Here is a 12,935-nt window from a genome sequence, read left to right as displayed (position 1 = left end):
CTCCAAACAGCATCACCGCTACACGAAAATTGCTTACACCCTATGACACCGCCCATTTTCAGCACACGCAGCAACTATGAATCAGTTGAGAACTGAATCAATATCATTGACCATTAGTCGCAAGAGATCACCTTTACGAAGCCCCCGCTTCATTCCCATATCTCTCCGCAACTGAACCATAACCTTTTCCATCCCGAATAGATTCTGGAGCGGATCACCTGAGGAGTTTGACGAAGCTGTTCGCCAATTCCCCCAAGCCTGAATAGCTTTCGATGAGCCCCAGAGCGTTAACTCCTTGTTAAATTGCGTCAGAATTTCTGCGAGCTCATAATCTGCCATAGTCTTCCCTTTTGAAGCGGCTGCCTGAAAATCATAGACCAAAGAAATAAGCCTCATATATGGCTCTTCACGATGCACACGAATATACTCATTCTTTTTCATAATCGAGTTCACTATTGTGTTCCCAAGAAAAGACACCGCAGACACAGCACCAGTTATCAATGCAACAATGATAGCCGAATCAAGACTCGACAGCGAACTAAAGAATACACTAAAAGCCGGCCCAAGCTTCAGGAGAGAAAAGTAAATGAGACCAACAATCGCAGCGAGAAAAAATAGCAGATAAAAAACCAAGGGATAGTTTGTCCCGTCGTTGCTTTCAGCTTATTTTCCGACTGCGATTGTCCGGTCATTGCGCCGTCACTCCCACTCGATGGTGGCCGGGGGCTTGGAGGTCACGTCGAGGACGACGCGGTTGACCTCGGGCACCGAGTTGGTGATGCGCGTGGAGATGCGGGCCAGGACGTCGTAGGGCAGGCGCGTCCAGTCGGCCGTCATCGCGTCCTCGGAGGACACGGGGCGCAGCACGATCGGGTGGCCGTAGGTGCGGCCATCACCCTGGACGCCCACGGAACGAACGTCGGCGAGCAGGACGACCGGGCACTGCCAGATCTCCTGATCCAGGCCGGCCGCCGTGAGCTCCTCGCGGGCGATCAGGTCCGCGGCGCGCAGGATGTCCAGGCGCTCGCGCGTGACCTCGCCGATGATGCGGATGCCCAGGCCGGGGCCCGGGAAAGGCTGACGGTTCACCAGGTAGTCGGGCAGGCCCAGCTCGCGACCGACCGCGCGCACCTCGTCCTTGAAGAGGGTACGCAGGGGCTCGACCAGCTCGAAGGTCATATCCTCAGGCAGGCCGCCCACGTTGTGGTGACTCTTGATGTTGGCCGCGCCCTCGCCGCCGCCGGACTCAACGACGTCGGGGTACAGGGTGCCCTGGACGAGGAACTTCACCTCGCCACCGGCGGCGCCGACCTCTTCGATGACCTGCTTCTGGGCGGCCTCGAAGGAGCGGATGAACTCGCGGCCGATGATCTTACGCTTCGCCTCGGGCTCGGTGACGCCGGCCAGGGCGGACAGGAAACGCTCGGACTCGTCGCACGTGATGACGCGGATGCCCATGCCGCGCGCGTAGTCGTTCTCCACCTGCTCACGCTCGCCCGCGCGCAGCAGGCCATGATCGATGAAGAAACAGGTCAGCTGGTCGCCCACAGCCTTGTGCACGAGGGCCGCGGCCACGGAGGAGTCCACGCCGCCAGACAGGGCGCAGATGACCTGCGCATCGCCGACCTGCTCACGGATCTTCGCAACCTGCTCGTCCACGATGGACCCGGCGGTCCACGCGGGTGTGATCCCCGCACCCTCGTACAGGAAGTTCTTCAGCGCATCCTGGCCGAACTGGGAGTGGCCTACCTCGGGGTGCCACTGCAGGCCGTAGAGGCGACGCTCGCTACATTCGAAAGCAGCGACCGGAGTCTCAGCGGTGGAGGCCGTGACGACGAAACCCTCGGGCGCGCCCTGGACGGCGTCACCGTGGCTCATCCACACGACCTGATCGTCGGGCGTTCCAGCAAACAGACAGGAATCACCGGACACAGTGGCGTCAGTGTGCCCGTACTCGCGGGTGCCCGTGCGCCCCACGGCGCCACCCAGGGCGTGCGCCATCGTCTGGAAGCCGTAGCAGATACCCAGGACGGGCACGCCGGCCTCGAAAATCGCGGGATCGACGGAGGGCGCACCCTCCTCGTACACTGAGGACGGGCCGCCGGACAGGATGATGGCTGCCGGCTCCTTAGCGAGCATGTCCGCCACGCTCATCGTGTGAGGGACAATCTCAGAGTAGACGTTGGCCTCGCGCACGCGGCGCGCAATCAACTGGGCATACTGTGCGCCGAAGTCGACGACGAGGACGGGATGCATGTCAGTAGCGTTCACCCTCCCATGCTACCCGCGCTCACCCCGCGCCGTCGCGCACCATCGCGCATGTCACCGCGCATTTGTCCGCGGATACGGGGCCGGCCCCGCCCCACATGGGAACGAGGCCGACTCACCTCACGCTGGAACGCGCGGCTCAGCGGAAGATCGAACGCAGCACCGGGAAGAGCCCGGCGGCGACGGCGGCCTTGATCAGGTCGCCGACAATGAAGGGCACGAAACCCTTGGCCAGCCCCTGCGCAACCGTCATGTGCGCGAAAGGAATCATCCAGGCCAGACCCGCGATGTACACGGAGAAGAGGGAGACGAGGGCGGTCGGCGCCATGGTGAGCACGCGACGATCGGCGCCGCGCTGGGCGGCCGCTCCTGCGATCGCGGCGACCAAGAGGTAGCCGAGGATGTAGCCGAAAGACGCAAAGGCCCAACCGACGTTCGTGCCCGTGAAGACCGGAGCGCCCGCAATGCCGAGCAAGGCGTAGGCGGCGACGGAGACGAGGCCTCGGCGGGCGCCCAGGGTCGCGCCCACGGACAGGGCGCCGAGGGTACCCAGCGAGACGGGCACCGGTGTGAAAGGCAGCGGAACCGAGATACGGGCCAAGACGATCATAGCGATCGTGCCAGCGGCGACGAGCGCGATCTCGCGGACGATCGTGCCGCCGAACCGGTCGGCGAGGACGCGGTTCTGACGAGTGGAGATGGCAGGTGCGGCGGTCAGCGTGGACATACGAAACCTTTCGACGGGACCAACGGCCTTTAATTCAATAATTGAACGATATGTTGTTGCTGCTGCCCTGTCAAGCACACCCAAGCACATCACAGGGGGCGAGCGCCACACCGGCGCCCGCCCCCCCGGAACCCACGAACAGGAATGATCAGTGCGCGAAGTGACGCGTGCCCGTCAGGTACATCGTGATGCCCGCGGCGTTCGCAGCGTCAATCGACTCCTGGTCACGCACGGAACCACCGGGCTGGACGACCGCCTTCACGCCCGCGTCGATGAGCACCTGCAGACCATCGGCGAAGGGGAAGAACGCATCCGACGCGGCGACCGCACCGATGGAACGCTGCTCAGGAGCCTCGGCCACAACCTCGGAGGCGCGAGCGCCACCCGCGCTGTCCACGTTGGAGGCCGCCGCGTCACCCGTCGAGCGCGAACCCAGCGTATTCGCGCGCTCGACCGCCAGCTTGCACGAGTCCACGCGGTTCACCTGGCCCATGCCCACGCCCACCGAGGCGCCGTCCTTGACCAGCAGGATCGCGTTCGAGCGCACCGCGCGCACCGTGCGCCACGCGAACTCCAGATCCGCCAGCGTCGCCTCGTCGGCGGGAGCGCCGGCCGCAAGCGTCCATTTCTCCGGGGAATCGCCGGGCGCGTCAATATCGTCGCGCTCCTGGACCAACAGGCCGCCGCTGATCTGCTTGAACTCGTACGAGCCGCGAGCCGGGGGCTCAACCTGCAGGACGCGCAGGTTCTTCTTCGCGCTCAGCACCTCGAGCGCGCCCTCCTCGTAATCGGGCGCCAGCACGACCTCGGTGAAGATCGGGACGATCTGGCGGGCCAGCTCCACGCTCACCGGACGGTTCACGGCGATCACGCCGCCGAACGCCGACACCGGGTCGCAGGCGTGCGCGAGGCGGTGCGCCTCGGCCACGTCGTCCGCCACCGCAATGCCGCAGGGGTTCGCGTGCTTGATGATCGCCACGCACGGACGCTCGTGATCGTAGGCGGCGCGCAGGGCCGCATCGCCGTCCGTGTAGTTGTTGTAGCTCATGGCCTTGCCATGCAGCTGGCGCGCGTTCGCGATACCCGGCGCCAAGGCCTCGTCGTCGGCCCCCTCATCCTCGAAGGACTCGTCGATCTCGCGGTACACGGCCGCGCCCTGATGCGGGTTCTCGCCGTAGCGCAGCGACTCCACGCGCTCGAACGCGTCAGCCACAAACACGGGCATGCCGAAGGCCTGCCCCTCCTCGGGAGCCTCCACCACGTAGTCTTCCTCGGCCTGGTAGCCCAGAGACTCCAAGAACGCGGCATCGGAAGCATCCAAATGAGACTCGGCGGCCTCGTCAAGGGTCTCGCGCACATCCCCACAATCCAGCTGATCGGCAAACCATCCGGCGATCGCCAGATCGTAAGTCGCCGTATGCGCGAAAGCCTCGGCCGCCAGCTCGCGGCGCTGCTCAAGAGTGAACCCCTCCCCCGCCACAGCCCCCGCCACATCCGCGTAACGCTCCGGGGAGGTCACGACCGCGACCGACGGGTGATTCTTCGCGGCCGCGCGCACCATGGACGGGCCACCGATGTCAATCTGCTCGACGCACTCATCGAAAGAAGCACCCGACGCAACCGTGTCCTGGAACGGGTACAGGTTGCACACGACCAGGTCGAACGCCTTGATACCCAGCTGCGCGATCTGCTCGCGATGCGCAGCCTTACGCTGATCGGCCAGAATACCGGAATGAATAAAGGGATGCAGAGTCTTCACACGCCCCTCCAACACCTCCGGGAAACCAGTCACGTCCTCAACCGGGGTCACAGCCACGCCAGCAGCGGCAATACGCGCGGCCGTCGAACCCGTGGAGACAATCTCCACGCCGGCCTCGCCCAGCGCACGCGCCAGTTCCTCCAGCCCCGTCTTGTCATACACAGAAAACAGGGCCCGCTTAATCGGGCGCACGTCAATGGGTTCTAGATTGTCCAAGGAGACGGACATAGTTCCTCCAGGTCGAGAGCCAAACCCCGGCGCCCAGGCGGGCGACGCCACGCGGGACATGCAGCCGCTCCCCGGTGGTAATCCACCCTCGCCAGTCACGGCACCTCCAGTTTAGTTCAGGCCACAGCCCACGTCAGCCGCCCGCAGGGGTCGACCGCGTCACGATCACCCCCCAACGCGGCACGCCTCACGCACCACCCTGGTCCCGATCGCCCGCCAGTGCCTCGCCTGACTCCTTCACGCCCTCGCCCACGCCCCCCTGCGCGGATTCGGCGCCCAACCCCACCGGCTCCTCCCCAGCCTCGGCGCCCGCGGTTGTGTCCCCCGTCGCCGCGGGCGCGGAAGCCTCAGCCCAAGCCTCGTCCGCGCCAGACGCGGAGTCACGCTCCTCCCGATCAATCAACGAGGCCGTGGCAGCCTCACGAGACAAACGCTCCGCGCGACGCCGCCGCAAAGCCTCCCCCTCACTGCGCACGCGGCCAGCACCCTGCCCCACGAGCGCACGCGTCGTCGGATGCGTCGCCAACGCCACCAACGTCGCCGGCAACGCAACCTCCAAGCACAACGCCAACGTCACCCACCCGACACGTGGACCCATCGACGCCAGACGCACCGAACCCAGACTCATCGTCGCACTCCACATCCACAGCGCAACCACCAAAGCGAACACACACGAAGCCAACACCCCCTGCGCGCACTGATGCAGCACATGCGAACGCCGGAAAACACGCGACGACACCACACCAAGCACCACGCCAAGCGCAACCGGAACCAACAGCACCCAGTTACCAGGCGCCGTCTGCGCAACCGCACCCAACAGCGGAATCGGCGGAATCGGGCCAGGACCAACCACCGTCGGCGAATGCAACGAATCCGTCGCCGTCATAAAGCCCACGCCCGACCACCAAGCCGCAGCCCACGCCATCACAGTGGGCGCAAAACACACCTGCACGCCAACAATAAACGCACTATCCACCCCAGACGACGCCCCCAACAGCTCCTGAATGCCACCCATCCGATCCCAACCGGCCACAAGCGCGACCACAGCCGCCACCGACGACGCCACGACCGTCGCCGCCGCAAACAGGCCACCCATTTTAAAACCGCCGGAAATCCAATGCTGCATCGCGGGCGCATCACTGTCACGCGAAAAACTGGAAGCGATAAACCAAAGAGAACCGACCAAAGGGATAAGAACCGCGCCAACCGTACCCGTCCACCACTGAGAATGCGAGCCAGAAGCACCCGAGAGAAACCACGACGTGAACAGGAAACCCGGAACCGCAAAAAGCGCGGACGAGCGAGGAAAACCCGCCGTCGTTCGCAACAGTAAACGCAGGAGAACAACGAGGAACACACCAACCAGGGTGGGAATTGCCCGATAGTGCACTCCCTGGACCACCGAAGTACCACCCACAACAGCGACCCACAGGTCACCGCCCAAACCAAGCGCGTCGCGCGGAGTCGTGTCATTCATCCACGTGTTCGAACGCAGCGACAGGTAGGCAAGCATCGTCAGAACCGTGGTCAACGCCCAGCCCGCAAAAGCCGCCTCCAGACCGGCCAAGACACCACGCGCCCATCCCTTGGGGACAGCAACGCGAATAGTCGCACGGTCCGCCACGTACGTGGTCGTTGTCCGCCGAGGACTCGGTACTTCTCTGATACGCTCGCTCACAAGCCCATAGTGACAGAATCAGCCCGGGGCCGCGACACTGCGCGCCGACCCCGAGCCGATTAGAGCTGTGACGTTATCGAGAGAGAATCTCGCGCGCAATCTGCGCCGTCTGCGAGGGAGTGCGACCCACGCGCACGCCCACGGCCTCGAGCGCCTCCGCCTTCGCCGCCGCCGTACCCGACGAACCCGACACAATCGCGCCCGCATGCCCCATCGTCTTACCCTCCGGAGCGGTGAATCCCGCAATGTAAGCGACGACAGGCTTCGTCATATTCTCCTGAATCCACGCGGCCGCGCGCTCCTCAGCATCACCGCCAATCTCACCAATCATGACGACAAGATCAGTGTCCGGATCAGCCTCAAAAGCAGCAAGCGCATCAATGTGGGTAGTGCCCACAACCGGGTCACCACCAATACCCAAGCACGTCGTGAAACCAAAGTCGCGCAGCTCGTACATGAGCTGGTACGTCAACGTGCCCGACTTCGAGACCAGACCCAAGCGGCCCGGGCCCGTAATGTCCGCTGGGGTGATACCCAGGTTCGCCTGCCCGGGCGAGATGATGCCGGGGCAGTTCGGGCCGATCAGGCGCACTCCCGCCGCGAGCGCACGCTCGACGACGATCGTGGAATCGTGCACGGGGATGCCCTCGGTGATAAGGACAATCGTCTCGATGCCCGCCTCGATGGCTTCCAGGGCGGCGCCCTTCGCAAAGGCCGGGGGCACAAAGATGACAGACGCGTTCGCGCCGGTGGCCTCACGAGCCTCGGCGACCGTACCGAAGACAGGGATCTCGACCTGGCCATCGGTGATCCGACCGGCGCCGGGGCCGTAGCCCTGCACGTCGAAAGTCACGGTCGTGCCCGCCTTACGGGGATTCGTGCCGCCCACGATGGTCGTGCCGGCGCTAAGCATACGCTGGGTATGCTTGCGCCCCTCGGCACCGGTCATACCCTGGACGATGACCCGGGTGTCAGCGTTGACGAAGATAGTCATGAGTGTTCTCCTGCGATTCTCGGGTCGTTACTTCGACGGCGCCTGGGCTGCGAGCTTAGCCGCGAGTCGGGCCGCCCCATCCATCGTTTCTTCCAAGTGGACGAGGGGGTGGGCAGCCTGCTCAAGAATCGCGCGCCCCTCCTCAACCTTATTTCCGTCGAGACGCACGACCAGCTGCTTCGAAGCCGCGTCGCCCAGCGTCTCGAGCGCGCCGACAATACCGCGGGCGACCTGGTCGCAGGCGGTGATGCCTCCAAAAACGTTGACAAACACGGAACGCACCTGCTCGTCTCCGAGGATAATACCCAGTCCCTTCGCCATGACCTCAGCCGAGGCGCCGCCGCCGATGTCCAGGAAGTTAGCGGGCTTCATGCCACCAAACTCCTCGCCAGCCATCGCGACCACGTCGAGCGTCGACATGACCAGGCCCGCCCCGTTACCAATGATGCCGACCTGGCCCTCCAGGCGCACATAGTTGAGCCCCGCTGCCTTCGCAGCAGCCTCACGCGGATCCTGCGCCGCCCGATCCACAAGCCCGGCGTGGTCAGGGTGACGGAAACGAGCGTTGTCATCGAGAGTCACCTTGCCATCCACCGCCCACACGGAACCATCCGGGCTGGAGACCAACGGGTTGACCTCAACCAAGGTCGCATCCTCGTCGCGGTAGACACCCCACAACGTTTCGAAGACAGGGGCAATCGCCTGCGCCGTTGCCTCGTCAAAACCCGCCTCCTTCGCGATGCGGCGCGCGACCGCAGCATCGATGCCGACGACCGGGTCCAGGGGCACGCGGGCCAGGGCCTCGGGGCGTTCCTTCGCGAGGGCCTCGATGTCCATGCCGCCCTCGCGCGAGCACATTGCCAGGTGGCGGCGGTTCGAGCGGTCCAGGAGGATCGAGAAGTAGTATTCAGCGGCGATGTCCGCGCCGGACGCGATCATGACCTTCTTAACGATGTGACCCTTAATGTCGAGGCCAAGGATCGCCTGAGCCTTGTCGTATGCTTCGTCGGCGGTGTGGGCGAGCCTGACGCCGCCAGCCTTACCGCGACCGCCCGTCTTCACCTGAGCCTTGACAACCAGCAGTGACGCACCCTGCTCCAGGAGTTCGCGCGCACCCTCGCGCGCCTCTTCGGGGGTTGACGCCAGGCGGTAGTCCAGCACGGGCACGCCATGCTCCCTGAACATCTGCCGGGCCTGGTACTCGTAAAGATCCACCTTATTCCCTCCGTTGAACGTGGTGTGGTCAGCGCAATAATTCTAACGTGCGACCGGCGCGAACGCGCCATTTCCTCCCATTATCAAGGCTTGTCACGACCTTGACCGGAACGCGATTTCCCTTTGTCAATACTTTGCTTTGCGGGGTGTGTTGCGGCGTGTGTTGCGGCGTGTGTTGCGGGGTGTATTCCGGGCGTCGTCGGTGCGGATTGTTGGCGTCGTCGGTGCGAGCAGCATGTTGCGACCCCGGACGCCGAGTACTTCTCGACGAAACATGACTGCACGCGCTACAGGTCCTTCAGTGCCGATCGAATACTGATGTCACTCCCGCATACGCACAACCCAATGCGAGGAGTCGCTACCCGCGTTGCGCACAACCCGATAGGTGGCGGCCTAGACCCTTTGATGCGCACGTTAACCCGATAGGTGGTGGTCTAGGCGGGCTGCCCACCACGCCACCAATAGGGTTTAGCTGCGTATTGAAGGGTTAACACTGCCAAGTCCTGATCCAGACAAATTTCGCACGTAATTTCCCTCGGTCATTTTTCGAGACCACCCGAAAACGTTGCAATTCCAACGATGCGGATTCAAGAATTGAACTACTCACAGGGGAATTACGTGCGACATTGCTGTGCGACGGGCGGGCCGGGGCGACCGCAGCGACGAGGAGTAGTGGGACGCCCGTAAGCACAAGCCGCACTGGTGCGGAGTGCGCCGGAGGGCCCGGAGGACCTGGCCGCGGTACCGGTGGGCGATAGAGGTCCCGGCCCAGACAAATTTCGCACGTAATTTCCCTCGGTCATTTTTCGAGACCACCCGAAAACGTTGCAATTCCAACGATGCGGATTCAAGAATTGAACTACTCACAGGGGAATTACGTGCGAAATTGCTGATTGACAGCCACAACTGGGCCACAAGCAACAAAACGCAGGAAGGCGCCGCCCGGCACGCAGCAGCCCGGCCCCAAGGCTGGACCCGACGGCGCCCGGCACACACAGCAGCCCGGCCCCAAGGCTGGACCCGCCGCCCGCCACCCAGCGGCCCAGCCCCAAGGCTGGACCCGACGGCGCCCGGCACACCAGCGGGGCCACAAGCAGACCGAGCAGCGCTGGGAATTAGCTCGGACAAGCTACGAAATCTTCTCCATCGGGGCCATGCGCACGAGGAGACGCTTCTCAGCCATGCCGAAGCGGATGCGAGCCACGGTGCGCGGCCCCTCCCCCTCGACGCCGGTGACGGTGCCAGCCCCCAAAGTCGCGTGCTTGACGCGGTCCCCGACCTTGAGGACGAGGACAGGCCTGTCGTCGTCGGACCCCGCGTTAGGGGGGACACCCATGCGAGTGACCTTGCGTGCAACTGACGGCCGTGTGCCGCCACTGCGCGCGCCGCCACGCCCGGCCCCAAAAGCTCCGGCGTCGCGCTCGCCCCACGGGTCGCGCCCCGAACCGCGCGAGCGCCCGTAAGAGCCCGACCCATAGGACTCGGAGCCGTACGACCCGGACCCGTAGGATCCGCCGTAGGAGGCGCGCATGCGCTCACCTGATGTGGAGGCGCGGCGCACGTCGAGCAGCTCGGCGGGGATGTCGTCAAGGAAACGCGAGGGCGGCATCTCCTGCGGAGTCCCCCAGGCGCTGCGCACGGCGGCGCGCGTCAGGTAGAGGCGCTCGCGCGCGCGCGTGATCGCCACGTACGCCAGGCGGCGTTCCTCCTCCAGCTCACTCTCGTCGCCGAGGCTGCGCTGGTGCGGGAAGGTGCCGTCCTCCATGCCGGTGACGAACACGGCCGGGAATTCGAGGCCCTTCGCGGTGTGGACGGTCATGAGGGTGACCTGCCCGCCGCGCTCACCCTCCGCGGGCACCTGGTCCGAGTCGGCGACGAGGGCGACGCGTTCGAGGAAGTCCGCGAGCGTTGCGCCGGGCGCGTCGGCCGCGAAGGCACCGGCGACCGAGTGCAGTTCCGCCAGGTTTTCCACGCGCGAGGCGTCCTGCGGATCCTCGCTGCGGCGCAGCTCCGCCAGGTAGCCGGTGCGGTCGAGGACCTCTTCGAGGATGTCGGCCTGGGATGCGCCGCGCGACTCGGCGGTTCGCAGCGTCTCGATGAGCCCCCAGAAGGCGGCCGCGGACTTCGCTGCGCGCGCGGTGATGCCCAGGACCTCGGGCGCCATCTCGGGCGTGCTCTCGGAGGAGACGGGGGACGAGGCCGGGGCCGCAGCCTCGCGCGCATCTGCACCGTCGCGCGCATCCGCAGCCTCGCGCGCATCTGCACCGTCGCGAGCACCCGGGTTCTCCCCCGCCGCACCGCCCGAGGAAACGGAAACGGAAGAATCAGCCGAGGCCTCGTCTGAGGAAGCGGAACGGGCCAGCGCGTCGACGTCGATCCCCTCGCCCTCGCCGGCGGGACGCCCGGCACGTAGCCACAGGTGACGCAGGGCCGCGCCAAACGAGATGCCGTGGTGGGCGGCGTGCGCGGCGATGGCCTCCTCGGCCTTCGCGCCGATGCCGCGCTTGGGGACGTTGAGGACGCGGCGGGCGGCGACCGTGTCGTCGGGGTTGGAGATGACCTGCAGGTAGGCCAGCGCGTCCTTGATTTCGCGGCGCTCGTAGAAGCGGGTGCCGCCGACGACGCGGTACGGGATGCCCTGGCGCACGAGGAGCTCTTCGAGCGCGCGTGACTGCGCGTTCGTGCGGTAGAAGATGGCGATGTCGCCCCACTCGACGCCCAAGTCCGCGAGGCGGTCGATCTCGCCGACGACGAAGCGGGCCTCGTCGTGCTCGGAATCCGCGGCGTCCAGGGTGATGAGCGCGCCGTCGCCCGAGGCCGTCCACAGGTTTTTCGCGCGCCGCCCCGCGTTGCGGGCGATGACGGCGTTCGCAGCTGAGAGGATGTTCTGCGTCGAACGATAGTTCTGCTCCAGCAAAATGGTGCGAGCGCCCGTGAAGTCGCGCTCGAACTCCTCGATATTGCGGATCGTCGCGCCGCGGAAGGCATAGATCGACTGGTCGGAGTCACCGACGACCGTCAGCTCCGCGGGCGTCACCCCATCGGAGCCGTCCCCCACGAGGGCGCGCACGAGGACGTACTGCGCGTGGTTCGTGTCCTGATACTCGTCGACCAGGATGTGGCGGAAGCGCCGGTGGTAATGCTCGGCGATCAGCGGATTCTCGCGCAACAACTCGACCGTGCGCATGATGAGGTCGTCGAAATCCAGCGCGTTCGAGGCGCGCATGCGTTTGTCGTACTCGACGTAGGCGTCCGCGACGATACGCGAGACCGGATCCTTGCCCGCCAGCTCCGCGTACCGCGCCGGGCCGATCAGCTCGTTCTTCGCGTCCGAAATGCGCGCCGCCACCATCTTCGGGGTGAAGCGCTTAATGTCCACGTCCTGGGCTTTGAGGACCATCTGGATGAGACGCTGGGAATCCTGCGCGTCGTAGATCGTGAACGACGAGGACAGGCCCGCCGCCTCGTGCTCGTAGCGCAGCAGGCGCACGCACGCCGAGTGGAATGTCGACACCCACATGCGGCGCGCGTCGTCCCCCACGAGGGTGCCTGCGCGCTCGCGCATCTCGGCGGCCGCCTTGTTCGTGAAGGTGATCGCCAGAATCTCCCCAGCCCGCGCGCGTCCCGTGGCCAGCAGGTAGGCGATACGGTGCGTGAGCACGCGCGTCTTGCCGGAGCCCGCGCCCGCCAGGATCAGCAGCGGCGAGCCCGCGTGGGTGACGGCCTCGCGCTGGCGGTCGTTGAGGCCGCGCGTGAGCGACTCGGGGTCCACGCCGGGGCGGGGTTCGCCCCACGCGGGCGCGGACGAGGCCGGGGCCGCCCCCCACGCGGAGGCCTCCCCCGAGCCCCCACCGGGGACCGCAATATCGGGCCAGCCGCCGTCGTAGTCGGCGCCCAGCGCATCCTCCACGTCGAAGGCGGGCACCTCCGGCGGCACGTAGTCGTCCTGGCGGCCTCCATCGGGGCCGATCAGGAAACCAAGGTCAGGCAAAGAAGTCGCGTCACTCATCGCCTCCAAGCCTAAACCGCACCACCCTCAGCTGCGACCCCCGCCCCGGGTGGCGCG

8 protein-coding genes and 1 riboswitch are annotated in these 12,935 nt (G+C 65.5%); all 8 genes read right to left on the bottom strand.

Annotated features, from left to right (window positions below; all coding sequences use genetic code 11):
- Positions 1-81: 81 nt before the first annotated feature.
- Complete coding sequence (locus tag RYL44_RS02130; RefSeq protein WP_314974934.1) at positions 82-633, bottom strand: hypothetical protein; 552 nt, start codon at positions 631-633, stop codon at positions 82-84.
- A gap of 66 nt (positions 634-699) precedes the next feature.
- Positions 700-2,256: a glutamine-hydrolyzing GMP synthase gene (guaA, locus tag RYL44_RS02125; RefSeq protein WP_314974937.1), complete on the bottom strand. Its 1,557-nt coding sequence runs from the start codon at positions 2,254-2,256 to the stop codon at positions 700-702.
- A gap of 151 nt (positions 2,257-2,407) precedes the next feature.
- Entirely contained in the window at positions 2,408-2,995 is a 588-nt protein-coding gene (locus tag RYL44_RS02120; RefSeq protein ID WP_314974933.1) for a biotin transporter BioY, read from the bottom strand.
- 148 nt (positions 2,996-3,143) lie between these two features.
- Positions 3,144-4,982, bottom strand: a complete 1,839-nt coding sequence (gene purH / locus RYL44_RS02115) for a bifunctional phosphoribosylaminoimidazolecarboxamide formyltransferase/IMP cyclohydrolase (protein ID WP_314974932.1) — start codon at positions 4,980-4,982, stop codon at positions 3,144-3,146.
- 24 nt (positions 4,983-5,006) lie between these two features.
- Positions 5,007-5,091: riboswitch (ZMP/ZTP riboswitch) on the bottom strand.
- 78 nt (positions 5,092-5,169) lie between these two features.
- Positions 5,170-6,660 carry a cell division protein PerM gene (locus tag RYL44_RS02110; RefSeq protein WP_462675789.1) on the bottom strand — a complete coding sequence of 497 codons (1,491 nt, stop codon included), beginning with the start codon at positions 6,658-6,660 and terminating at the stop codon, positions 5,170-5,172.
- A gap of 73 nt (positions 6,661-6,733) precedes the next feature.
- Positions 6,734-7,654: a succinate--CoA ligase subunit alpha gene (sucD, locus tag RYL44_RS02105; protein WP_314974931.1), complete on the bottom strand. Its 921-nt coding sequence runs from the start codon at positions 7,652-7,654 to the stop codon at positions 6,734-6,736.
- 27 nt (positions 7,655-7,681) lie between these two features.
- The gene (sucC, locus tag RYL44_RS02100) at positions 7,682-8,869 is read right to left on the bottom strand and encodes an ADP-forming succinate--CoA ligase subunit beta (RefSeq protein WP_314974930.1); all 1,188 of its coding nucleotides are present in this window, start codon (positions 8,867-8,869) and stop codon (positions 7,682-7,684) included.
- Between the two features lie 1,129 nt (positions 8,870-9,998).
- Positions 9,999-12,878: a UvrD-helicase domain-containing protein gene (locus tag RYL44_RS02095; RefSeq protein WP_314974929.1), complete on the bottom strand. Its 2,880-nt coding sequence runs from the start codon at positions 12,876-12,878 to the stop codon at positions 9,999-10,001.
- Between the last annotated feature and the right edge of the window lie 57 nt (positions 12,879-12,935).

Origin of the sequence: Actinomyces bouchesdurhonensis, from assembly GCF_963540955.1 — a bacterium.
GTDB lineage: Bacteria > Actinomycetota > Actinomycetes > Actinomycetales > Actinomycetaceae > Pauljensenia > Pauljensenia bouchesdurhonensis.
The sequence above is the reverse complement of the archived record's forward strand: the minus strand, read 5'-3'. Positions and strand labels throughout refer to the sequence as shown.